Here is a 23273-nt window from a genome sequence, read left to right on the forward strand (position 1 = left end):
TGGTGACGGAGGCCTGAATGGTGGCGTCGCTGTCGGCCACGAGATCCGCGCCCGGCACAGCGATGCTGAAGCCGAGCACACCGGCGGTGCTGACGACGCTGCCGCTGAAGTCCTTGCCGTTGACGGTGAGGGTGACGGTGTCACCCACCTTGGCATCCCCCCCGACCACACCGGTGATCGCAATGGATTGACCGGCTTCGGTGGCGTTGATGATGTCGTCCGGCGTGATGGCCGCATCGAGCGTGATGGTCGGCACGGGCGGTGCGGTATCGACCGGCACGGAGTCCGTGCCGGCCGTGCCGGCATTGCCGGCGGCATTGGTGTAGGAGCCTGCGGCAACCGAGACCGAAGCGGTGCCGGTGAAGGCGTCATTCGCGGTGAAGGTGGCGGTCCAGTGGGTGGCATCCACCTGGGTCAGGCCGGAGACGGTACCGCCCACAGCGCTGATGTCCGCCGCGGTGAAACCCACCGGGGCTTCGGAGAAGCTGAAGGTGACGGTGGAGACCTTGTCGGCGACGTTGAGTGCCGCATCGACGATATCGACGGTCACTGTCGGTGCGCCGGTGTTGACCGAATAGCCCTCGGTGTCGGTGGCGGACGCGCTGTTGCCGGCGGCATCGGTCGTGGTCACACGTGCATCGATGGTGGCGTCGCTGTCAGCGACCAGATCGGCGCCCGGCACAGCGATGCTGAAGCCGAGCACCCCGGCGGTGCTGACGACGGTGCCACTGAAGTCCTTGCCATTGACGGTGAGGATGACGGTGTCACCCACCTTGGCGTCGCCACCGACGGTGCCGGTGATCGCAATGGATTGACCGGCCTCGGTGGCGTTGATGATGTCGTCCGGCGTGATCGACGCGTCGAGCGTGATGGTCGGCACGGGTGCTGCGGTATCGACCGGCACGGAGTCTGTGCCGGCCGTGCCGGCGTTGCCGGCGGCATTGGTGTAGCTGCCTGCAGCGACCGACACCGAAGCGGTGCCGGTGAAGGCATCATTCGCGGTGAAGGTGGCGGTCCAGTGGGTGGCATCCACCTGGGTCAGGCCAGTGACGGTACCGCCCACGGCGCTGATGTCGGCGGCGGTGAAGCCCACCGGGGCTTCGGAGAAGCTGAAGGTGACGGTGGAGACCTTGTCGGCGACGTTGAGGGCCGCATCGACGATATCGACGGTCACTGTCGGTGCGCCGGTGTTGACGGAGTAAGCCTCGGTGTCGGTGGCGGACGCGCTGTTGCCGGCGGCATCGGTCGTGGTCACACGTGCATCGATGGTGGCGTCGCTGTCAGCGACCAGATCGGCGCCCGGCACAGCGATGCTGAAGCCGAGCACACCGGCGGTGCTGACGACGGTGCCACTGAAGTCCTTGCCATTGACGGTGAGGGTGACGGTGTCACCGGCCTTGGCGTCACCGCCGACGGTGCCGGTGATGGCAATGGATTGACCGGCCTCGGTGGCGTTGATGATGTCGTCCGGCGTGATCGACGCGTCGAGCGTGATGGTCGGCACGGGCGGGGCGGTATCGACCGGCACGGAGTCTGTGCCGGCCGTGCCGGCGTTGCCGGCGGCATTGGTGTAGCTGCCTGCAGCGACCGACACCGAAGCGGTGCCGGTGAAGGCATCATTCGCGGTGAAGGTGGCGGTCCAGTGGGTGGCATCCACCTGGGTCAGGCCAGTGACGGTACCGCCCACGGCGCTGATGTCGGCGGCGGTGAAGCCCACCGGGGCTTCGGAGAAGCTGAAGGTGACGGTGGAGACCTTGTCGGCGACATTGAGTGCCGCATCGACGATATCGACGGTGACCGTGGGGGCTCCGGTGTTGACGGAGTAGCCCTCGGTGTCGGTGGCGGACGCGGAGTTGCCAGCGGCATCGGTCGTGGTCACCCGTGCGTCGATGGTGGCATTGCTGTCAGCGACCAGATCAGCACCCGGCACCGCGATGCTGAAGCCGAGCACCCCTGCGGTGCTGACGACGGTGCCACTGAAGTCCTTGCCATTGACGGTGAGGGTGACGGTGTCACCGGCCTTGGCGTCGCCACCGACGGTGCCGGTGATCGCAATGGATTGACCGGCCTCGGTGGCGTTGATGATGTCGTCCGGCGTGATCGACGCGTCGAGGGTGATGGTCGGCACGGGCGGGGCGGTATCGACCGGCACGGAGTCCGTGCCTGCCGTGCCGGCATTGCCGGCGGCATTGGTGTAGGAGCCTGCAGCAACCGACACCGAAGCGGTGCCGGTGAAGGCATCATTCGCGGTGAAGGTGGCGGTCCAGTGGGTGGCATCCACCTGGGTCAGGCCAGTGACGGTACCGCCCACGGCGCTGATGTCGGCGGCGGTGAAGCCCACCGGGGCTTCGGAGAAGCTGAAGGTGACGGTGGAGACCTTGTCGGCGACATTGAGGGCCGCATCGACGATATCGACGGTGACCGTGGGGGCTCCAGTGTTGACGGAGTAAGCCTCGGTGTCGGTAGCCGATGCGCTGTTACCGGCGGCATCGGTCGTGCTGACGGAGGCCTGAATGGTGGCATTGCTGTCAGCGACCAGATCAGCACCCGGCACCGCGATGCTGAAGCCGAGCACCCCTGCGGTGCTGACGACGGTGCCACTGAAGTCCTTGCCATTGACGGTGAGGGTGACGGTGTCACCCACCTTGGCGTCGCCACCGACGGTGCCGGTGATCGCAATGGATTGACCGGCCTCGGTGGCGTTGATGATGTCGTCCGGCGTGATCGACGCGTCGAGGGTGATGGTCGGCACGGGCGGGGCGGTATCGACCGGCACGGAGTCCGAACCGGCCGTGCCGGCATTGCCGGCGGCATTGGTGTAGGAGCCAGCGGCAACCGACACGGAAGCGGTGCCGGTGAAGGCGTCATTCGCGGTGAAGGTCGCGCTAAAGACCTTCGGATCGGCGGTGGCGGTGAGCCCCGAGATCGTGCCGCCGACAGCCGTGATGTCAGCTGCCGTGAAGCCCACCGGGGCTTCGGAGAAGCTGAAGGTGACGGTGGAGACCTTGTCGGCGACGTTGAGGGCGGTGTCGACGATATCGACGGTGACGCCTGGTGCAACAGTATTGATTGCGACTGTATCGCTGCCAGCTGTACCAGAGTTTCCTGCAGCATCGGTGTAGCTGGCATTGGCCACGGTTACGCTGCCAGTGCCGGAGAAGCCGTCGGTTGCGGTGAAGGTCGCTGTAAAGACCTTCGGGTCTGCGGTGGCAGTGAGACCACTGATTGTGCCGCCTACCGCTGTGATATCTGCGGCGCTAAAGCCGCTAGGCGCTTCACTGAAGGTAAAAGTGACAGTGGAAATCTTGTCGCCGTTGTTCAGCGCGGTGTCGACGATATTGACGCTGACGCCTGGCGCAACAGTATCGATTGCGACTGTATCGCTGCCGCTTGTGCCGGGGTTGCCCGCAGAGTCGGTATAGCTGGCATTGGCTACGGTCACGCTGCCAGTGCCGGAGAAGCCGTCAGTGGCGGTGAAGGTCGCCGTAAAGATTCTCGGATCGGACGTGGCAGTCAGCCCACTGATTGTGCCGCCTACTGCGGTGATATCCGCAGCGCTAAAGCCACCGGGTGCTTCGCTGAAAGTGAAGGTAACGGTAGAGACCTTGTCTCCGCTGTTCAGTGCGCTGTCGGTGACGTTGACGACAACGCTGGGAGGGTTGGTGTCGACCGAATAACTTTCGCGACTCGTGGCGCTGCTGGTGTTGCCAGCGGCGTCAGTGGTGATTACGCGCGCGTCGATCGTACTGTCGTTATCCGCGACCAGATCAGCCCCCGGCACATTGATGCTGAAGGACTTGTCCGCGGCGACCGTCCCCACAAAATCCTTACCATTGACGGTGAGGGTGACGGTGTCACCCACCTTGGCGTCCCCGCCCACGCTGCCGGTGATTGCAATCGATTGGCCCGCTTCAGTGGCGTTGATGATGTCGTCCGGCGTGATGTTCGAATTCAGGCTGATGCTGGGGGAGGGCGGCTGGATGCCTGCCGGGGTGGCGGCTTGCGGGGTGTCATCGTTGCCGTTAGGGATGTTGATCGCTTCGGCGACAAAGGACGTTCCACTCTGGAATTCGAGCGGTGAGAGTTCTTCTGTGATGCGCAAAAGGCGCACGAAGCCGTGACCACCCTCTGCACCACCTGCACCCAGGCCCGCAGCAGCAGGATCCAACGTAGCAAAAGGATCCTCACCGGCGTTCAGTGCGGCTAGAACCGCTTCGGCGTCTGTTGCCGAGGGTGTCTTGACCGCGGCCTCGCTGCGCTCGGTGTTCTGGCCGAGCATGTCTTCATCGGCACGTACGCTGCGGCCACCGCCAAGGTCAAGCAGCTCGCCATTGGGCAGGCGGATCTGCAACTGACCCTTGGCGTCCACCACGATTTCCTGTCCCTGCTCGATGCGGTCCCCGGCTTTAAGGGCAATCAGACCTTCGGGGGTACGCAGATAGGCCTTGCCGTCGATGCGGACAACATTGGCGCTGAGGGCGGGAGTGGTGGACTTGGAGGCTGCCATGCGGGGTCTCTTTTCCGGCTTTTAGTAGGAATGAGCCGGAATTTACGACGCAGTGCAGCGTGCTCGTATTGTACCTGGGTACAGTTTTTCGTCGCGATGTGTCACACGCCACGAAAAATGCCGCAAAACCTCTTCAGAAGGGGTTTTTCTCAGGGGCGGAGGCCGTGAACCTTGAGGGCAAGCTGGAGTCGGTCGGTGACATCCAGCTTGTTGAAACAGGCGCTCAGGTGAGCCTTCACCGTACGCTCGGTGATGTTCAGCGCTCCGGCGATGAAAAGATTGGATTCACCTGAGGCGGCGAGGCGCGCCACTTCGCGTTCGCGCTCGGAGAGTCGACTGCTCCAGTCCTCTCCCTGTACGGCGCGCTGACGGTTCAGCCCGCGCAGCAGCCGGGTCAGCAGGCTTCTGCCAACCCATTGCTCACCGCTGGCAACAACCTCAAGCACCTGGCTCAGCGTGGCAGGGGGGGCATAGGCCTGGCAATAGCCGCTGACACCTGCTTCGAGGAAGGCGAGGCCTTCGTCGTCGCTCGGCAGGCTGCTGGCTACGATCAGCTTGTGCTGCTGGCTCCAGCTTTGCCAGTCCGGATGCCCGGGGGCGGGCAGGGCGTGGGCATTGCTGTCGATGACGATCAGGCTGCCCGCAGTTTGCCGGGGAATACTGGCGGCGCCACTGAGGCGGTGGATGACCCATTGATCGGCTAGCAGGCGGAAACGGGCAAAGACGGTTTCGTCGTCGGTGAGGATCGAAAATTCGTGATGCGGCATGTGGACTCAGCGTTCGCGCAGGGCATTGGCCTGAGCACGCAGGACGGGTTTCATCAGGTAGGCAAGGATGGTTTTCTTGCCGGTGAGGATATCGACCTCGGCAATCATGCCGGGGATGATCGGCAGGTTTTCGGCGCCGATCACGCTCTTGTCGGTTCGCACCCGTACGATGTAATAGGAGTTGCCCTTGTCGTCGGTAATCGAGTCTGCGCCGATGTGTTCGAGCTTGGCTTCGAGGCCGCCGTAGATAGCAAAATCGTAGGCCGTGAACTTGACCAGCGCTTTCTGCCCCGGACGCAGGAAGGCGATGTCGCGTGGCAGTACCTTGGCTTCGAGCAGCAGGGCATCGTCGCTCGGCACGATGCCGATGATGTCGCGGCCGGGCTGAACGACACCGCCGACGGTATTGACCAGCAACTGCTTGACCGTGCCATTCACGGGTGAGCGGATTTCGGATTGCTTGACCCGGTCTTCCAGCGCGACGCTGCCTTCCGAGAGGCGGCCCAGGCGTGAGCTGACTTCGGACAATTCGGTGCGGGCCTTGTTGCGGATGCCCAGATTCACTTCCTGGATCTTGCGCTGAGCTTCGGCAATGGCGGACTCGATGCGAGGGATCTGGGCATTGGCCATATCGCGTTCGCCACGATAGCGCGATACATCACGCTCCAGACGCAGCAGTTCAACATCGGAAACAGCCCCTGTACGCGCCAGCGGGCGTGTTTTCTCAAGTTCCTGGCGGGTCAGCTCATAACCTTGCTCGGCCGATTCGCGACGTGCACGGATTTCCTTAAGCTCCTGACCGCGTTGGGTGAGTTGCTGCTGGGCGATGCCAATGCTGTTGAGCAGTTCGCTGCGCACGGCCTCGAACAAAGCCTGCTCTTGCGCGACGATTTCGGGCGCCTCTGTGACGACTTCGGGCGGGGGCACGAAGGGACGGGTCTCGGCGATGGCTTGCAGGCGTTCGGCCTTGGCCAGCAGTGACAGGTACTCGGAACGGTTTTCCTTGAGATTGGAAACAAAGCGGGTCGGATCGATCTTCAGCAGTAACTGGCCTTTCTTCACGAGCTGGCCTTCACGCACCAGAATCTCGGAGACCAAGCCGCCATCCAGGCTTTGAATGACCTGTACCTGGCGCGAGGGAATGACCTTTCCTTCGCCCTTGGTAACTTCGTCCAGCTCGGCCAGGGCCGCCCACACCACAAGTAGCAGCAGGGCCAGTGCCGAGGCCAGCACCGCAATTCGCGCACCGCGCGGCGATTGCTCGGCCAGCGCCCAGTGGGCATCGGCACCGAAATCGTCGTCGTCGTGGATTTCGTTGCGCTCGGCGTAGTCGATGGCCCGGTCGTACAGGGCCGAGAGACGGGCATACAGGCGCTGCAGTGTTTGCATCACGCGGCCCTCCCGATGCGTCCGTGCTGCAGGGCTTCAACGACCTGAGCCTTGGGGCCATCGGCCACGATGGTGCCGGAGTCGATCACGATCAAGCGGTCGACCAGATCCAGCAGGGACGTGCGATGGGTGACCAGAATCACTGTCTTGCCAGCGGCATAGCCGCGCAGGCGCTGCTTGAGTTGCTCTTCGCTCTGGTGATCCATGCTGCTGGTGGGTTCGTCGAGCAGCAACATGGGCGGATCGTTGATCACCGCACGGGCAATGGCTACCGCCTGACGCTGACCTCCGGAGAGAGACTCACCACGCTCGCCAATCGGCATATCGAACCCTTGCGGATGGGCATTGGCGAATTCGGTGACCCCCGCCAGCTCGGCAGCAGCGAGCACTGCCGCATCGCTGGCCAGGGGTGAGCCCATCATGATGTTCTGCTTGAGGCTGCCGAAGAACAGGGTCACGTCCTGCGGCACGAAGCCAATGGCGCGGCGCAGTTCTGCCGGATCGATCTGGCGGGCATCCACGCCATCGATCAGGACTGCGCCCTCGGTGGGTTCGTAAAGCCCGAGGATGAGGCGTTCGAGCGTGGTCTTGCCGGAGCCGATGCGGCCGATGATGCCGACCTTTTCGCCGGCCTTGAGTTTGAAGGAAATCTTGCGCAGAACCTTCTGCTCGTTGCCGGGATAGGCAAATCCAACCTCCTTGAATTCGATATCGCCGCGGAAGCTGGCGCGGTGCAGGAAGCTGGCTTCCTCTGGCCGCTCGACGGGCAGTTGCATCTGTGAATCCACCGAATTGAGGCCGGTTCGCGCGTTCTGGAACTGCATCATCAGGCCTGCGACTTGTCCCAGTGGTGCTAGGGCGCGGCCCGAGAGCATGCCTGCGGCGATGATGCCGCCCATGGAGACCTGATTGTCGGTGAGCAGGTACACCCCGAGGATGATGGTGATGATGTTGACCGCTTGCTGGGTGGTCTGCGCGAAATTCATCGTGGTGGACGAGAGCAGACGGGTGCGCGCGCCGACCTGTGCGATGAACAGGGTGGCACGCTCCCAGCGGCGCTGCATCTCGCTTTCTGCGCCAAGAGTCTTGATGGTTTCCAGGCCGACCAAGCTTTCAATCAGGCCGGCGTTGCGCTGGGCCGAAGCTCGATAGGTGGTTTCCGTCAGTTCATGCATCTTGCCTTGGGAGAACAGCGCCACCGCAACGACCGCCAGCATGCCGAATACGGCCGGCAAAATCAGCCAGGGCGAGATCCACAGCATCGCCAACAGGAAGATTAGTACGAAGGGGAGATCCACCAGCGCAGTGACGGTCGCCGAAGCAATGAAATCACGCACGCCTTCGAAGGCTCTCAGGTTGGAAGCAAAGGAGCCGACCGAGATCGGGCGCGCGGCGAGCTTCACGCCCAGCACACGCTCCATGATGCGTGCCGAGAGGGTGACATCGACCCGCTTGCTGGCCGTGTCGATGATGAAGGCACGGATGCTGCGCAAGGCAAAGTCGAAGAACAGGATCAACAGGGCGCCGATGGACAGCACCCACAGCGTTTCAATGGCGTGATTCGGCACCACCCGGTCGTACACGTTCATTGAGTACATCGGGATGGCCAGTGCGAACACATTGACCAGCAGCGCAGCGGCCAGCACATCACGGTAGAGGCGCCAGTTGCCGAGCATGGCGCTCCAGAACCAGTGCTGGCCACGCAGCTTGTGCACTTCAGGCGCGCGTTCGTCAAAACGGAAGCGTGGCCGCACGATGATGGCAATGCCAGCGTAGGCATCTTCAAGCTCCACCGCGCTGATCACGATGCTGCTCTCCGGCGCTTCCGGCAGCGAAATGCGGAATTTCCCGTCTGGCGTGTGATCAAGCAGCAGGCAGGCGCGCTTGCCGTGCAGCAGCAGTACGGCGGGCAGCAGGCGCGCGTCGATATCGGCTGGATCCTTGCGCAACAGACGGGCGTTGAGGCTCGCGCGCGCAGCGGCGCGGGCAAATTGGGACGGCGGCAGAAGGTGATCTGCTTTGGGTAGGCCGGCAGCGAGGGCTTCGGCGCTCCACGGCTTGCCGTGGATGCGGGTGAGCTGCACTAGGCATTCCAGCAGCGGATCGAGGTGGGCTTTGTGGGCGCCCAGTAGCCAACTGGCTTCGGAGCCAGCGGGAGGCGTGGCCGGGGTGGCGCTTGGGTTTGAGTCGCTCATCGGGTGCGCAGGGTCCGGGGTCAGATCACGTCGTTGCCACCCAGCAGATCAAGGGCGCCCTGCATTCTACGCCGCATGTCCTTGCGGGCTAGCAGCTTGCGCTGGGCTTCCGCAGGAAGGTCGGTGAGGCGTAGCAGGCCCTTATCCAGCATCACGTCGATCAGATCCTCCATTACCCGGATAAAGTCAGCATCCAGACCGGCGAAGTTGTTGATCATCGGCAGGCCGAGAAAAGCACAGACTTCAGGCGTGGTGGCAGACTGGAACTCTTGGGCGTCGGGGCTGGCTTCATGCAACAGGGCGACGATTTCCCCTGTTGCAGAACGACGGATGTAAGGCATGGCTGTTGGCTTTCGAACAGGGTGCCTACTTTATCAGTGGTGCCGCCGAAGGGCGTGGCAGCGCCTTGTCACGAACTGTGTCTGCGCAGGTGTTCGTGACTGATTTCACGGCCGGAGTGGCACGAAGCCCGCCCGCTGCCATCAATAACGGCAGCCGGGCGGGCTTCCTGAATGCTGCGCAGGCGTTCAGCCCTGGCAGTCAACAATATGCGAGAACACGTTGCGGCGCTCGCATTGCTCCTTGTTGAGTGGCTTGTGGTTGTTGAGTGGCAGGAAGAACAGGCTGCTGGCAATGATCAGCACGCTCATGCCGGCCACGATCAGGAGGCGGGTGCGCGCCTTGATCTGATTCAGCTCGCACAGGTTCTGCCAGTTCAGCACGATCAGGATGTAACTGATCAAGAGGCCCAGGAAGTAGTGATAGAGATACATCACGCGCTGTGCGCCCAGATACAGATGGAGCAGCATGAAGACCAGATACAGACCGGTGAATACTTCGATCAGCGCATAGCTGCGGCCAGCACCAGATTCCACGCCGAAGAGGCGGCGGTTGGCAATGGTCAGGATCGAGAGCAGTACCGCGGCAAGTCCTAGGTACCAGCTCACCTGATTGCCAGCGAGCTGTACATAGCGGGTGAAGCCGTCGGCCGAATCCCAGCGGTAATTGATGGTCTTGTTGTGCAAGGGCCAGTTCAGAGGGTGAGAGCCGTTCTCGCCCGGTTTGCAGACATCCAGCTTGGGTACGCCCTGGTTGTCCACCCGCATGAAGCTGAAGTAATCGCCAGTGATGGCCAGCAGCGTTGAGGGGGTGAGTGGCTGCTTGAGGTTAAGGTAGTCCTTGTAGGTGCTGGACATGTGCGGAAGGTCTTTTTCGCCGAGTGGATCCTGCGGGCGCGGCGCTTCGGTGCCGACCAACGCATGCACTGTGAACACGCACAGCGCCACCACAGCGATGCTGGCGATGGCTGTGGCGCTCTTGAGGGCGAAGTGGCGCAACTGTGCTGCGACATCCCAGCCCGCTTCACGGGTGCCGGCATCCTTGAAATACAAAACTGGGAAGAGCGCCAACAGCAGGGCGGCGTTGATCTTGACCATGATCGCCAGCCCGCACAGGGCGGCGCTGGCGGCATATTGCCAGAGCGGAATGCGTTCTTCCTGTTTCCACATGCGCATGAACAGCCAGAGTGCGCCTAGGCTGAAGAACATCTGGAAGCTATCCAGATGGACTGCGCGGAAATGCACGATGAAGGCATTCTCAAACAGATAGAGCGAGCTGAAGAGCAGGGCGACGAGGCGGTTGCCGGTGAGCTCCAGCATCAAGCCGAAAAACAGCAAGGCGGCCAGGGCGCCGAAGAGTGCGGGCATCAGGCGCATGCCGGCGAAGGAGAAGCCCTCCGGCAGCTTGTCGCCGTCAATGTAGGTGGTGCGTGAAAGCGCGCTCTTGTCGATGCCGGGATTGGCACCGGAGAGTTTTTCGCCAACGGCGATCAGCAATTTTCCGAGCGGCGGATGGGTTTCGAGGTAGGCCACGCCGTCGATATAGCGCTGGGCTGAGGTGAGGTGATAGTTCTCGTCCCAGAAAGCATACTTGGGCTCGGCATGGCCAACGAAGTACATGCACCAGCCGATCGCCAGCACGATGAGGAAGCATAGCGTGGTGCGCAGCCAGCCCGGGATGCGCTCGATGGCATCGAAGACCTTTTGCGAAGCGCCGTTGCCGTTAACGGCGGCTGTGGCGGAGGCAGCCGGAGCTGCGCTTGGATTCTGGTTTTTCGGCTTTGCCATCTTGTCGTCCTGTCCCTGAGCGGCGTCTTGCTGCGCCATGCTGAAGCGTGATGCGGGCAGGAGTGTGCTGGGCGCCTGCGGGTAGTGTCAATGATGCAGTGCGATCGGCCGCGTACAATGTATGAGCGGCGCATCTTGCGCCCCAGAGCGGAGTGAATGCCTGATGCTGCAGCCTGATCCAAAGTCCGACGAACTGGTCTTCCGTTTTCGTGATCTGCCGCGAGCGCTGTGGTTCTTTCTTGCCGAAGAGCGCTGGTTCTATCTGTTGTTCCTGCTGGTCTTGCTGGCAGTGATGTTCTACACGCTGGTGCCGCCGCTGTTGATCGGCATGATCGCTAACTTCCTGATTGCATATGGCGCGGCGGCGCCGGATGCGCGCCCAGCAGTGAGTCAGCTGTGGTGGCTGGTTGGCGTGTTGGCGGGCAGCCACGCGGTGGTTGCGCTGGTACGCCTGTCATCGAAACGTATGCTCGGGCGAATCAGCTTGAATGCGCGCTATCGCGCCAAGGTGTGGGGGTTTGAGCGCCTGCTCGATTATTCGCTGGCCTGGCACCAGCAGGAGAGCACCGGCAACAAGGCCCAGCGAATCCTGACGGGTTCCGAATCGGTGCGCGAATGGACCGGTGACATGGTCAACAGCCTCAGCTCGGCAGTGGCTGCCTTCGTGGGTTCGCTGATTGCCTGCATGCTGTTGCACCCTGCGTTCATCTTGTTCTTTGCCTACTACCTGGGGATTCTGCTCAGCGTGGAGTTCTATTTCGACTATCGCATCGCGAAGTTGTCGGATCGCATCAATAAATCGATGGAGAACGCCAGTGGCAGCTTTGTGGAGAGTGCGTCCAACATCCTTGCCGTGAAGGCACTTGGCGCGGCGGATAACATGACCAGCAATGTGGCCCGTCGTGAAGAGCTGGCGCGCCAGCTTTCCTACGAGCGGCTGCGCTTGTCGAACACGAAGTGGATGTGTTTTCAGATCCACAACAGTATTGCCTGGGGTGCGTTCCTGCTGGTGATCGGCTGGATGGTGATGCAGGGGGCGCTGCTGGCCGGCTTCTTCCTGACCTACGCGGCCTATTTCGACCGTTTGCGCGAAGCCTCAATCGAGTTCACCGACAAGATTCAGCTGATGATCGAGCGCAAATCCAATCTTGGGCGAATGATGTCAATCTTCTGGGGGTGCAATACGTTGGCCCAGGGTAAGGCGCGTTTTCCCACCGAGTGGGATGCGATCCGTTTGAAAAACGCCAGTTTTCGTTATGGGGACAAGCCGGCAGTGGGGCCCATGACCTTGGATATTCCGCGCGGCAGCGTGCTGGGCATTGCCGGACACTCCGGCTCGGGCAAGTCGACCTTGATCAAGCTGATGCTGGGTCTGTATCACCTGGAGCACGGCAGCTTGAGCATTGGCACTACGCCAGTAGCCGAGATCCGCCACGAAGCGCTGACCAGCAAGGTCGCGGTGGTACTGCAGGAAACCGAGCTGTTCAATTTCTCGTTGAAAGAAAATCTCACCATGATGCGCGAAGTATCCGCTGAGCTACTCGCGCGGGCTTGTCGGATCGCCTGCCTCGACGAACTCATCGCGCGCTTGCCCGAGGGGCTCGATACCTCGGTGGGCGAGAAGGGGCATGCACTCTCCGGTGGCGAGCGTCAGCGGGTCGGCATTGCACGGGCGATCTGTCGTGACGCGCCGATCCTGTTGATGGACGAAGCGACCTCTGCACTCGATTCCGCAACCGAGCAGCAAGTGACTCAGCGCCTGATGAACGAGTTTGCGCCGGGGCGCACCCTGATCATCGTTGCGCACCGCATCAGCACTCTGCGGGAGGCGGACCAAGTGGTGGTTTTCGAGCAGGGGCAGATCGTCGAGCAGGGCCGTTTTGCCGAACTGGCAGCCGACCCGGCCACGCACTTCGGGCGTATGGTGGCGATCCAGGCCGCCTGAGGTATCTGCGGTAGATACAAAAAAGGCGTGTCCGCGGACACGCCTTTTTTCAATCCTTTGAACACTTAGAGGATCTGTCGGCCGATCCACCAGGAGATCGCTGCTATCAGCGCACTGCAAGGAATGGTCAGCACCCAGGCCCACACGATGCTGCCTGCCAGGCCCCAGCGCACGGCTGAGAAGCGGCGCGAGGAGCCTACGCCGACGATGGCGCCCGTGATGGTGTGGGTGGTGGATACCGGGATTCCAAGCCAGGTTGCGAGATAGAGCGTGATCGCACCGCCGCTGTCGGCGCAGAAGCCGCTGTAAGGCTTGAGCTTGGTGATGCCTTGCCCCATGGTCTTGACGATGCGCCAGCCGCCAAAAAGCGTGCCGAAGCCAATGGCCGAGTAGCAGGAAATGATGACCCAGATCGGCAGCTCCGAATCCTGTCCCAGATACCCTGTGGTAATCAGCAGCAGCCAGATGATGCCGATGGTTTTCTGGGCGTCATTGCCGCCGTGGCCGAGGCTATAGGCACTGGCCGAGACGATCTGGAAACGGCGGAACCAGCGGTCAACCTTGGTGGGTGTGCTATGGAAAAAGCTGTGTGACACGATCAGCATCATGATCGAGCCCAGCAACATGCCGAGCATCGGGGAGATCACGATGAAGGCCACGGTCTTGCCGATACCGGTCCAGATCAGCGGAGCGCTGCCCGCCTTGGCCATCGTTGCTCCAACGATGCCACCGATCAGGGCATGTGAGGAACTCGACGGAATGCCGAAATACCAGGTGATGACGTTCCAGCTCACAGCCCCCATCAGAGCGCCGAACACCACGTAGTGATCCACCACGCTCGGGTCAACGATGCCCTTGCCAACCGTAGCGGCCACCTTGAGGTGGAAGACGAAGATGGCGACAAAGTTGAAGAAGGCTGCCATGGCGACCGCCTGGGTCGGCTTGAGCGTGCCGGTGGAGACAATCGTGGCGATTGCGTTGGCTGCGTCGTGAAAGCCGTTCAGAAAGTCGAAAATCAGGGCGAGCGCGACCAGCGCGATTACCACGTACAGGCTGATTTGCACGGTTTCCATAGCGATCAGGCGTTTTCCAGCACCAGACCTTCGACAACCTTGCTCACGTCTTCGCAGTGATCGGTGATCTTTTCCAAGCCTTCATAAATGGCCTTCATCTTGATCACTTGCAGCGGATCACGTTCATCACGGAACACGCGGCCCAAGGCGGAGCGCATCACGCGATCACAGTCGGATTCGAGCTGCTCGATCTCACGACAGGTGCGCAGGATGTCACTGGCGTGTTCCATGTCACCGATCAGCTTGATGATCTGGCGTACCCGTTCGCAACAGGAGAGGGTCAGCTCGGCCATCTGTACCGCGTCCGGTGTCATGCGGCGGATGTTGTACAGGCTGATGCCTTCGGCCACGTCCTGGATGGCGTCGACGATGTCATCGAGGTCATTGACCAGCGCGTGGATTGCGTCACGGTCAAAGGGCGTGATGAAGGTGGTGTGGAGCAGTGCCACCGTGTCGTGGGTGATCTTGTCTGCCTGCGTCTCGATTTCGTCGATTGCCGACACGATGCCGGGCATGTCTTCAGGGCTGGCCGACATCAGGGCAACCAGTTGCTGGGCTGCCAGCACGACCTGCTCGGCATGTGCATTGAAAAAATCGAAAAAACGGCCCTCGCGGGGCATGAATCGTCCGAACATGGGAGCGCAGTCGTGTTTGAAAAGAAGGCGCGATGATATCAGCCCGAAAGGGCCAAGGTCTTGCCTTGTTACAATTAAATGAAGGACTTGTCTGATCTGTCACACATTGCCGCATCACGGCAAAGCGGGCCTCAGGCTTGCAATTCCTTCGGGATCGGGAAGGTGATGTTTTCGATCGCACCATCGAGTGGCCGCACGCTGCTGGCTCCCAGTTCCTTGAGACGAGCGATCACTTCATTGACCAGGATTTCCGGTGCTGACGCGCCTGCGGTTACCCCGATTCGGCGCTTGCCGGCGAGCCAGGCCGGATCGAGCCCGGCGGCGTTGTCTACCAGATAGGCCGGCACATTGCGCAGGGCGGCCACTTCGCGCAGGCGATTGGAGTTCGAGCTGTTCTTCGAACCGACCACGATCACCAGATCGACTAACGGAGTCATGAATTTCACGGCATCCTGGCGGTTCTGGGTGGCGTAGCAGATATCGTCTTTTTTCGGCCCGACGATGGCCGGGAAGCGCGCCTTGAGCGCATCAACGATAACTTGGGCGTCGTCGACCGAGAGGGTGGTCTGGGTCACGTAGGCGAGCAAATTCTCGTCGCGCACCTGAAGGGCTGCCACTTCCTCCACGGATTCGACCAGATACATACCGGACTCCGCCTGGCCCATGGTGCCTTCCACTTCCGGGTGGCCCTTGTGGCCGATCATGACGATTTCACGCCCGGCTTCACGCATCTTGGCTACTTCCACGTGTACCTTGGTGACCAACGGGCAGGTGGCGTCAAACACTCGTAAGTCGCGGGCTTCAGCCTGGCGGCGCACTTCTTGGGGTACGCCGTGGGCCGAGAAGATCAGGGTCGCGCCTGCGGGTACTTCGTTCAGGTCTTCGATGAAGATGGCGCCCTTTGCGCGCAGGTCTTCGACCACGAATTTGTTGTGCACGACTTCATGACGCACATAGATCGGTGCGCCGTGCACAGCGATGGCACGTTCGACGATGGAGATGGCACGCTCGACACCGGCACAGAAACCGCGTGGGTTGGCGAGGAGAATTTCGGAATTGCTCATATGCTGGCTTTCGGATGAAACTCAGATCGCGCCGATGACTTCCACTTCCACGCTCACGGCGTGGCCGGCAAGGGGGTGGTTGAAGTCGACTAGGGCGTATTCGTCGGTGAGCTTGCGTACCAGACCGGGGTACTGACTGCCGTCCGGTGCGGTGAAGGCAAACACGGTGTCTTCAGCCAGCTCCATGCTGGCCGGCACGTGTTCGCGTGCGACCTTCTCGACGAGTTCCTGACGGTAAGGGCCGAAGGCCTCGCCGGACTCCAGACGGAAGGTTTCCCGATGTCCGGCGCCCAGACCGAGCAGGCGCGACTCGATGGAGGGCATCAACTCGCCCGTGCCGAGTTTCAGCGTCATTGGGGTGGCTTCGAAGGATGAAAACATCACTGTGCCGGACTCTGCGTGGGCAATGCGAACGTTCAGGGTGACGAGGCTGTCGGGCTGGATAGTGCTCATTGGGGCTTGGCTTTCTGTTGGTTTTCGCGGCGGCTCTCACGCAGCTGGGCCAGAATCATCAGGGCCACGCCGAGGCAGATGGCCGAATCGGCGAGGTTGAAGGCCGGCCAATGATAGCTGCCCAGGTAAAAGTCGAGGAAATCGACCACTTTTCCATGGGCCAGGCGGTCGATCACATTGCCAATGGCGCCTCCCACGACGAGGGCGAAGGCTGCCGGCTGCAGGATCTCGGTACGATGCAGCCAGATCAGGCGCAGCAGCCAGGAACAGATCACAGCCGCCAGCGTGACGAAAAACCAGCGTTGCCAGCCATCATGCCCGGCGAGAAAGCTGAAGGCCGCGCCTGGGTTATAGACCAGCACCAGATTGAAAAAGCCCGTGACCGGCAGCGATTCGTACTCGGCAAAGTGCGCTAGTACCGCGAGCTTGCTCCACTGGTCCAGCCCGATCACGGCCAGTGCCAGCATCAGCCAGAGTGTGAAACGCTTCATGCAAGGCTCCGTGCTTCGCCGGCTCCGTGCAGGTTGTCGTCGCACCGGCCGCACAGCTCAGGATGCTCCGGATTGCGACCCACATCGGCACGGTAATGCCAGCAGCGGCCGCACTTCTGGTGGCCGGAAGGTGTAACGACGATCTTCTCGTCAGTTTCCGCCCTTACTTCGACCACACTGACCGCTGAGGTGATGAGCACAAAGCGCAGATCATCGCCCAGTGCAGCGAGCGCCGCGAATTTGGCGCCACTGGCGTGCACGGTGACTTCGGCTTGCAGGGACGAGCCAACCTGACCGTCCGTACGCACGGCTTCGATTTCCTTCATGACTTCAGCGCGCACGGTGCGGATCGTTGCCCAGCGCGCGACCAGGACCTCATCGGTCGTCAGCTCGGGCAGTTGGTGGAAGGCGTGGAGCATCACGCTGTCGTCGGCATCCGCACTCATCACGGCCCAGGCTTCCTCGGCGGTGAAAGAGAGGATCGGTGCCATGAGCTTCACCAGGGTCTGGGTGATGTGCCACAGCGCGGTCTGTGCCGAGCGACGGGCGATGGACTTGGTGGCGCTGGTGTAGAGGCGGTCCTTGAGGATATCGAGGTAGAAGCTGCCCAGATCATCCGAGCAGAACAGCTGCAGGGCCTGCACGATGCGGTGGAACTCATACTTCGCGTAGTCAGCCTCTGCGCCTGCGGCCAGTTGCCGGGTCAGGCTCAGGGCGTAGCGGTCAATTTCAAAGCATTGTTCGACCGGTAGCGCGTCTGTTGCGAAATCGAAGTCGGCGGTGTTGGCAAGCAGGAATCTCAAGGTGTTGCGCACGCGGCGATAGACCTCGATCACGCGGTCGAGGATTTCCTTGCCGATTGAGACTTCGCCCGAGTAGTCGGTGCTGGCGGCCCACAGGCGCAGGATTTCGGCACCGAGCTTGTCGGTGACTTCCTGCGGCACCACGGTGTTGCCGAGCGACTTGCTCATCTTGCGGCCTTGCGCATCGACCACGAAGCCGTGGGTCAGCAGGGCCTTGTAGGGTGCGCGGCCGTCGATGGTGCAACCGGTCAGGAGCGAGCTGTGGAACCAGCCGCGATGCTGGTCTGAGCCTTCCAGATACAGGTCGGCCGGGTAGCCGTGCTGATCCGGGTGCGAGCCGCGCATGACGTGAGCGTGGGTGGTGCCCGAGTCGAACCACACGTCCAGCGTATCGCTGATCTTGTCGTAGTGTGCGGCGTCGGCGCCGAGCAGTTCGGCCGCATCGAGCTTGAACCAGGCTTCGATGCCTTCTTTCTCGACACGCTGGGCGACCTCTTCCATCAGCTCCACGGTGCGCGGATGCAATTCGCCCGTTTCCTTGTGCAGGAAGAAGGGGATCGGCACGCCCCAGTTGCGCTGGCGCGAGATGCACCAGTCTGGCCGGCCGGCGATCATGGCATGCAGGCGCGGCTTGCCCCAGGCGGGGAAGAAGGCGGTGTCTTCAACCGCTTGCAGGGCGCGTTCGCGCAGGCTGGTCGTGCTGTCAGGCTTGTGATCCATGCCGACGAACCACTGTGCGGTGGCGCGGTAGATCACCGGCGTCTTGTGGCGCCAGCAGTGCATGTAGCTGTGCGTGATGACTTCGTGCTTGAGCAAGGCGCCGACTTCTTCCAGCTTGGCGACGATGTTCGGGTTGGCCTTCCAGATGAACTGGCCGCCAAAGAATTCCAGGCTAGGTACGTACACGCCATTGCCCTGCACCGGGTTAAGGATCTCGTCAAAGCCACGGCCGTTCGCACGCCATATGTTGAAGTCGTCTGCGCCGTAAGCGGGCGCGCAGTGCACGATGCCGGTGCCGGCATCCACGCCGACGTAATCGGCGAGATACACCGGCGAGACGCGGTCGTAGAAGGGGTGCTGGAAGGTGATGCCGGCAAGGCGCGAACCCTCGGCCAGACCAAGGATCTCTCCGTGCAACTTGTAGCGCTTGAGGCATTCCGTCACCAGCTCTTCGGCCAGCACCAGCAGGCGGTCACCCACATCGACCAGCGCATAACGGTGTTCCGGGTGGATGTTCAGCGCCTGATTGGCGGGAATGGTCCAGGGCGTGGTAGTCCAGATCACGATGGCGGCCGGCTTGGGCAGCGCATCCATGCGGAAGGCCACGGCGAGCTGATCCGGTACCGCGCAGGTGAAGGCCACGTCAATGGCGTCGGACTTCTTGTCCTCGTACTCGACTTCAGCTTCGGCAAGCGCCGAGCCGCAATCGAAACACCAGTTCACCGGCTTGAGGCCCTTGAACACCCAGCCATTCTTGACCATGGTGCCGAGCGCGCGGATTTCTCCGGCCTCGTTGCCGAAGTCCATGGTCTTGTAGGGGTTGTCCCATTCGCCGAGCACGCCCAGGCGGATGAAATCTTTCTTCTGACCTTCAACCTGTTCGTTGGCGTAGCTGCGACACAGCTCGCGCACCTTGTCGGCGAGCAACTTCTTGCCGTGGGTGACTTCGATCTTGTGTTCGATCGGCAGACCGTGGCAATCCCAGCCCGGCACATAAGGGGCGTCAAAACCTGCCAGGGTTTTGGAGCGGATGATGATGTCCTTGAGGATCTTGTTCAGCGCGTGGCCGATGTGGATGTTGCCGTTAGCGTAGGGCGGGCCATCATGCAGTACGAAGCGCGGGCGCCCCGCCGAAGCCTTGCGGATTTTTGCGTAGAGATTCTTCTGCTGCCACTGCTGCACCCAGCCCGGTTCGCGCTTGGGCAGATCGCCGCGCATCGGGAAGGGGGTGTCCGGCATGTTCAGGGTCGGTTTGTAGTCAGCCATGTTGTTCTCGCAAGCTCAAATACTCGGGGTGCGTGGCAAACCATGCCCGCACATCATCACAATCCTTGCCGATCGCCGCCTTGAGGGCGTCCAGCGAGTCATATTTCTTCTCGTCGCGCAGTTTGTGCCAGAAGCGCACTGATAGACGTTCTCCATAGAGATCGCCGGAGTAATCGAGAATGAAGACCTCCACACGCAGCGCGAGGCCTTCGGCAATCGTCGGGCGGTAACCGATGCTGGCGGCGCCTACCGCATGTTTCAGCGGGCCGCCATCTACGGTCACCGCGAAAATGCCCGAGAGTGGCAGGGTCTGCTGGCGCATCCGGATGTTGGCAGTCGGAAAGCCGATGGTGCGGCCGATCTTGTCGCCATGCTGTACCCAGCCTTCAACCACGAAGGGTTCGCCGAGCAGACGCGTGGCATGTTCAATCTGGCCCGCCTGCAGCGCTTCGCGTACGGCAGAGCTGGAGACTCGCTCACCGGCGACCTCTTCTGTTCCCATCGCCTCGACACTGAAACCGTAGCGTGCGCCGGCTTCCTGCAAGGCTTCGAAATCGCCATTGCGGCCACGACCGAAGCGGAAGTCGTCACCGATCATCAGGTGGCGCACCTGCATGCCCTCCACCAGCACCTGACGGATGAAGGTATCCGCATCCAGATCGGCAAAGTCGGCATTGAAGGGCTGCACACAGATCTGGTCGACACCGGCGGCCTGCAGCAGCGCCAGTTTGCGCCACATGCTGCACAGGCGCGGCGGAGCGGTGTCAGGCGCGAAATACTCGCGCGGATGTGGCTCGAAACACAGCACGGTGGCCGGCAGGCCCAGTTCGGCGGCTTTGGCGCGGACACGGGCGAGCAGCGCCTTGTGGCCGAGGTGCACACCATCGAAATTGCCGATGGTCAGCACGCATGGCTCACTGATGTGTGCCCGGATACCCCTGAAGATGCGCATGAAAGCTGCTGGAAAAAGGGCTGATTATAGCTTGCGGGGGCGTGGAAAGTCTGCGCGCCGTCTGGCTTCTGCCGTAGTTCGTGCGTTGAATGAAGAATTTGTCAGACAACTTTTCTGACCGGGACTAGAATTCCGCCCATGTCTGAAAAGAAACTCCATCTGTTTGCGATTACCTGGCCGATCTTCATCGAAAACCTGCTGATGGTACTGATGAGCCTGTTCGGCCTTTGGTTGGCGAGCCGGATTTCAACCGGGATGGTCGCCGCTTATGGGTTGGTCAACCAGATTCTCGGTGCCCTGCAGATCGTGTTTCAGGTCGTCAGTATCGGCACGAGTGTGGTCGTGACCCAGCATCATGGTGCGGGCGACGAAGTCGGCGCGCATCGGGTTGCACGAAGCGGGCTGGCCGCTTCCGGCTGGGTTGGTCTGGCGACCCTGCTGCTCCTGTTTAGCTGCGCTGGCTGGATTCTGGCAGCCATGAACCTGCCGCCCGAGCTGCGTCCTGCGGGGGAGACCTATACCCGCTGGCTGGGGCTGGCATTGCTGTTCGATGCCGTGTCGATGTGCATGATCGCGGTGCTGCGTGCCAACACCTACACCCGTGAGTCGATGAAGATCGTGCTGGGCATGAATCTGTTGCAGGTGCTGCTTTCGGTGCCATTGATGCTAGGAGTGGGGCGCTGGCCTGGTCTTGGCCTGGATGGTCTGGCGCTGGCGATGGCTGTTTCACGCCTGTTCGGCATTGCGCTGGCCTGGCGGGTGTGGCGTAGCCGGTTGGAGATTCACCTGCGCTTGCCGGACTGGCTGAGTCTTGAGCGCGTGCCGCTGGCGAGCATTCTGCATATCGGCTTGCCGGGGGCTGGAGAGAAAGTGGCTTTCCGGGCGAGTTTCATCATCAGCGTGGCCATCGTGGCGAGCATGGGCGAAGCCGCGTTGGCGACGCACGCCTACGTGTGGAATGCGGTACGCCTGGTTACCTTGCTGACGGGTTCAATCGGCTTCGGCACCGAGATCGTGGTGGGGCATCACGTTGGCGCAGGGCGCCTGCATCGGGCCAATCGCGTACTGTGGCAGGCTATGGCCTGGGGCATGGCGGTGATGCTGCTGTGTACTCTGGCTAGTTGGTGGCTGACGCCACTAGCGGTAGCGCGCGCTACTGCAAATCCCGAAATCCTCGCCTTGGTCGGCATGATCGTGCTGATCGAACTGGTGCTGGAGCCCGGGCGGGCCTTCAATATCGTAATGACCAGTGGGCTGCGTGCGGCAGGCGATGCGCGCTTTCCGGTGAAGGTCAGCATGGTCTCGGTTTTCCTGTTTGGCGTCGGCCTGGGCTGGCTGCTGGGCGTCCATTACGGACTGGGTTTGGTCGGCGTGTGGATTGGTTATGCGGCTGACGAATGTTGCCGCGGCATCATCATGGCGACACGCTGGCGTCTCGGAGGCTGGGTGGCGCATGCGCGGCGTACGCGGCGACGGATCCTGGCCCACATGCAGGCGTGAAGGGCAGGGCTTCCGGTATGATGGCGGCCTCCCCATTCATCCAGCAGCCCCGGCATGGAACTGATCACCCAATTTCTCGATATCGTCCTGCATCTGGACAAATTTCTGCCCCAACTGGTGGCGGAATACGGCAGCTATATCTATGTGATCCTGTTCCTGATCATCTTCTGCGAGACCGGACTGGTGGTGACCCCTTTCCTGCCGGGGGACTCCCTGCTCTTCGTGGCTGGCGGGGTGGCTGCAGCCGGTGGCATGGATATCAATCTGCTCTCCGGTGCCTTGTTTGTGGCGGCCGTGCTGGGCGATAACGTCAATTACTGGATTGGCCGCAGCCTTGGTCACAAAGTGTTCAAGTGGGAGCAGTCGCGTTTCTTCAACCGTGCTGTGTTCGACAAGACCCACTCCTATTTCGAGACTCATGGCGGCAAAACCATCATCGTGGCGCGCTTCATGCCGCTGGTGCGTACCTTTGCGCCCTTCGTGGCGGGCGTGGCGGAGATGAGCTACAAGCGCTTCCTGCCACTGGATATCATTGGCGGCGCGATCTGGATCTTCTCCTTGACCTGGGCAGGCTACTTCCTGGCCAATATCCCTTTCATCAAGAACAACCTGACGCTCTTCGTGCTGGGCATTATTGCCGTTTCCCTGATGCCGGTTTTTGTTGCCTGGCTCAAGAGCCGCAAAGCGGCAGCCGGGGCTTAAGTCCAAGGTAATTCCGGATATTCCCGAGTTTCTGCATGAAAAATATCGTCATCCTTCTTTCCGGCCGCGGCAGCAACATGGAAGCCATTGCGCGCGCAGGCATTCCTGGTGCCCGGATTGCGGCTGTGATCTCCAACCGACCCGATGCCAAGGGCCTGGAGATCGCTCGCAGCTTCGGCATTGAAACCCTTGCCCTCGATCACAAGGCCCATGCCAGCCGCGAGGCCTTCGATGCCGCGTTGGCGGCCGAGATCGAGCGCTTCGAGCCGGACCTGGTGGTGCTGGCTGGTTACATGCGGATCCTCACGGATGCCTTCGTGCGCCGCTTCGAAGGCCGTATGCTGAACATCCACCCCTCACTGCTGCCCAGTTTTACCGGTCTGCATACCCATCGTCGAGCGATCGAAGCCGGAGTGAAGGTGGCGGGTACGACGGTGCATTTCGTGACCCCTGAGCTCGATGATGGCCCGATCGTGATTCAGGCCGTGGTGCCTGTATTGCCCGAGGACAATGAAGACAGCCTTGCCGCGCGTGTGCTGGCTCAGGAGCACCAGATTTATCCGCAGGCCGTACGCTGGTTCGTGGAAGGGCGTTTGAGTCTCGAAAATGGTCGCGTCAGGGTGCGCGATGCGCAGCCCGGTCCGCTGGGATGGTGCGTGCCACCGGTGGACGACTGAGGTTACGA

General features: G+C 61.6%; 17 protein-coding genes. 4 read left to right on the top strand and 13 right to left on the bottom strand.

Translation table 11 applies throughout. From position 1 onward, the window contains the following. The 6 genes from HJ583_RS16720 to HJ583_RS16745 all read right to left on the bottom strand — a co-directional run. The coding region (locus HJ583_RS16720) for a retention module-containing protein (protein ID WP_170022995.1) at positions 1-4507 on the bottom strand (4507 nt) is incomplete at its 3' end. A 149-nt stretch (positions 4508-4656) separates the two neighbouring features. Then, positions 4657-5274, bottom strand: coding sequence for a response regulator transcription factor (locus tag HJ583_RS16725; RefSeq protein ID WP_170022996.1), 618 nt, complete (start codon positions 5272-5274; stop codon positions 4657-4659). A gap of 6 nt (positions 5275-5280) precedes the next feature. Continuing rightward, the gene (locus tag HJ583_RS16730) at positions 5281-6663 is read right to left on the bottom strand and encodes an HlyD family type I secretion periplasmic adaptor subunit (protein WP_170022997.1); all 1383 of its coding nucleotides are present in this window, start codon (positions 6661-6663) and stop codon (positions 5281-5283) included. Beyond that, entirely contained in the window at positions 6663-8858 is a 2196-nt protein-coding gene (locus HJ583_RS16735; protein ID WP_170022998.1) for a type I secretion system permease/ATPase, read from the bottom strand. The genes HJ583_RS16730 and HJ583_RS16735 overlap by 1 nt, the downstream gene beginning before the upstream one ends. 20 nt (positions 8859-8878) lie before the next feature. Beyond that, a complete protein-coding gene (locus tag HJ583_RS16740; RefSeq protein ID WP_101944019.1) occupies positions 8879-9199 on the bottom strand; it encodes a hypothetical protein in 321 nt (106 codons plus the stop codon). A gap of 186 nt (positions 9200-9385) precedes the next feature. After that, positions 9386-10984 (bottom strand): phospholipid carrier-dependent glycosyltransferase, encoded by a 1599-nt coding sequence (locus HJ583_RS16745; RefSeq protein WP_170022999.1) that lies wholly within the window; start codon positions 10982-10984, stop codon positions 9386-9388. Between the two features lie 163 nt (positions 10985-11147). On the opposite strand from HJ583_RS16745, the gene HJ583_RS16750 reads away from it, so the two are divergent. Beyond that, positions 11148-12929: an ABC transporter ATP-binding protein gene (locus HJ583_RS16750; protein ID WP_170023000.1), complete on the top strand. Its 1782-nt coding sequence runs from the start codon at positions 11148-11150 to the stop codon at positions 12927-12929. A 65-nt stretch (positions 12930-12994) separates the two neighbouring features. Here HJ583_RS16750 and HJ583_RS16755 read toward each other — a convergent pair whose 3' ends face one another. The 7 genes from HJ583_RS16755 to HJ583_RS16785 form a co-directional block, all read right to left on the bottom strand. Continuing rightward, entirely contained in the window at positions 12995-14002 is a 1008-nt protein-coding gene (locus HJ583_RS16755; protein WP_101944014.1) for an inorganic phosphate transporter, read from the bottom strand. Positions 14003-14007: 5 nt separating this feature from the next. Continuing rightward, a complete protein-coding gene (locus HJ583_RS16760) occupies positions 14008-14622 on the bottom strand; it encodes a DUF47 domain-containing protein (protein WP_235943907.1) in 615 nt (204 codons plus the stop codon). A 146-nt stretch (positions 14623-14768) separates the two neighbouring features. Continuing rightward, positions 14769-15701, bottom strand: coding sequence for a 4-hydroxy-3-methylbut-2-enyl diphosphate reductase (gene ispH / locus HJ583_RS16765; protein ID WP_170023002.1), 933 nt, complete (start codon positions 15699-15701; stop codon positions 14769-14771). A gap of 21 nt (positions 15702-15722) precedes the next feature. Beyond that, a complete protein-coding gene (locus HJ583_RS16770; RefSeq protein ID WP_170023003.1) occupies positions 15723-16154 on the bottom strand; it encodes an FKBP-type peptidyl-prolyl cis-trans isomerase in 432 nt (143 codons plus the stop codon). Beyond that, the gene (lspA, locus tag HJ583_RS16775; RefSeq protein WP_170023004.1) at positions 16151-16645 is read right to left on the bottom strand and encodes a signal peptidase II; all 495 of its coding nucleotides are present in this window, start codon (positions 16643-16645) and stop codon (positions 16151-16153) included. The genes HJ583_RS16770 and lspA overlap by 4 nt, the downstream gene beginning before the upstream one ends. Continuing rightward, on the bottom strand, positions 16642-19434 hold the full coding sequence (gene ileS / locus HJ583_RS16780; protein ID WP_170023005.1) for an isoleucine--tRNA ligase: 2793 nt from the start codon (positions 19432-19434) through the stop codon (positions 16642-16644). The genes lspA and ileS overlap by 4 nt, the downstream gene beginning before the upstream one ends. Continuing rightward, complete coding sequence (locus HJ583_RS16785; protein WP_170023006.1) at positions 19427-20386, bottom strand: bifunctional riboflavin kinase/FAD synthetase; 960 nt, start codon at positions 20384-20386, stop codon at positions 19427-19429. Before HJ583_RS16785 ends, ileS begins: the two co-directional genes overlap by 8 nt. Before the next feature lie 138 nt (positions 20387-20524). Here HJ583_RS16785 and HJ583_RS16790 point away from each other — a divergent pair, with 138 nt between their 5' ends. From HJ583_RS16790 to purN, 3 genes are read left to right on the top strand one after another with little or no spacing between them, the layout of a single operon-like run. After that, complete coding sequence (locus tag HJ583_RS16790) at positions 20525-21886, top strand: MATE family efflux transporter (protein WP_170023007.1); 1362 nt, start codon at positions 20525-20527, stop codon at positions 21884-21886. Positions 21887-21940: 54 nt separating this feature from the next. Then, positions 21941-22588 carry a DedA family protein gene (locus tag HJ583_RS16795; RefSeq protein ID WP_101943999.1) on the top strand — a complete coding sequence of 216 codons (648 nt, stop codon included), beginning with the start codon at positions 21941-21943 and terminating at the stop codon, positions 22586-22588. Between the two features lie 35 nt (positions 22589-22623). After that, positions 22624-23265 (top strand): phosphoribosylglycinamide formyltransferase, encoded by a 642-nt coding sequence (purN, locus tag HJ583_RS16800; protein WP_170023008.1) that lies wholly within the window; start codon positions 22624-22626, stop codon positions 23263-23265. Positions 23266-23273: the final 8 nt, after the last annotated feature.

Origin of the sequence: Uliginosibacterium aquaticum, assembly GCF_012972705.2 — a bacterium.
GTDB lineage: Bacteria > Pseudomonadota > Gammaproteobacteria > Burkholderiales > Rhodocyclaceae > Uliginosibacterium > Uliginosibacterium aquaticum.

Excerpts from the sequence above, each read along its gene's own strand:
- HJ583_RS16750 (WP_170023000.1), top strand. The coding sequence starts at position 11,148 with ATGCTGCAGCCTGATCCAAAGTCCGACGAACTGGTCTTCCGTTTTCGT.
- HJ583_RS16725 (WP_170022996.1), bottom strand. The coding sequence starts at position 5,274 with ATGCCGCATCACGAATTTTCGATCCTCACCGACGACGAAACCGTCTTT.
- HJ583_RS16770 (WP_170023003.1), bottom strand. The coding sequence starts at position 16,154 with ATGAGCACTATCCAGCCCGACAGCCTCGTCACCCTGAACGTTCGCATT.
- HJ583_RS16790 (WP_170023007.1), top strand. The coding sequence starts at position 20,525 with ATGTCTGAAAAGAAACTCCATCTGTTTGCGATTACCTGGCCGATCTTC.
- HJ583_RS16785 (WP_170023006.1), bottom strand. The coding sequence starts at position 20,386 with ATGCGCATCTTCAGGGGTATCCGGGCACACATCAGTGAGCCATGCGTG.
- HJ583_RS16760 (WP_235943907.1), bottom strand. The coding sequence starts at position 14,622 with ATGCCCCGCGAGGGCCGTTTTTTCGATTTTTTCAATGCACATGCCGAG.
- HJ583_RS16795 (WP_101943999.1), top strand. The coding sequence starts at position 21,941 with ATGGAACTGATCACCCAATTTCTCGATATCGTCCTGCATCTGGACAAA.
- lspA (WP_170023004.1), bottom strand. The coding sequence starts at position 16,645 with ATGAAGCGTTTCACACTCTGGCTGATGCTGGCACTGGCCGTGATCGGG.
- ileS (WP_170023005.1), bottom strand. The coding sequence starts at position 19,434 with ATGGCTGACTACAAACCGACCCTGAACATGCCGGACACCCCCTTCCCG.
- ispH (WP_170023002.1), bottom strand. The coding sequence starts at position 15,701 with ATGAGCAATTCCGAAATTCTCCTCGCCAACCCACGCGGTTTCTGTGCC.
- HJ583_RS16740 (WP_101944019.1), bottom strand. The coding sequence starts at position 9,199 with ATGCCTTACATCCGTCGTTCTGCAACAGGGGAAATCGTCGCCCTGTTG.
- HJ583_RS16745 (WP_170022999.1), bottom strand. The coding sequence starts at position 10,984 with ATGGCAAAGCCGAAAAACCAGAATCCAAGCGCAGCTCCGGCTGCCTCC.
- HJ583_RS16735 (WP_170022998.1), bottom strand. The coding sequence starts at position 8,858 with ATGAGCGACTCAAACCCAAGCGCCACCCCGGCCACGCCTCCCGCTGGC.
- purN (WP_170023008.1), top strand. The coding sequence starts at position 22,624 with ATGAAAAATATCGTCATCCTTCTTTCCGGCCGCGGCAGCAACATGGAA.
- HJ583_RS16755 (WP_101944014.1), bottom strand. The coding sequence starts at position 14,002 with ATGGAAACCGTGCAAATCAGCCTGTACGTGGTAATCGCGCTGGTCGCG.
- HJ583_RS16730 (WP_170022997.1), bottom strand. The coding sequence starts at position 6,663 with ATGCAAACACTGCAGCGCCTGTATGCCCGTCTCTCGGCCCTGTACGAC.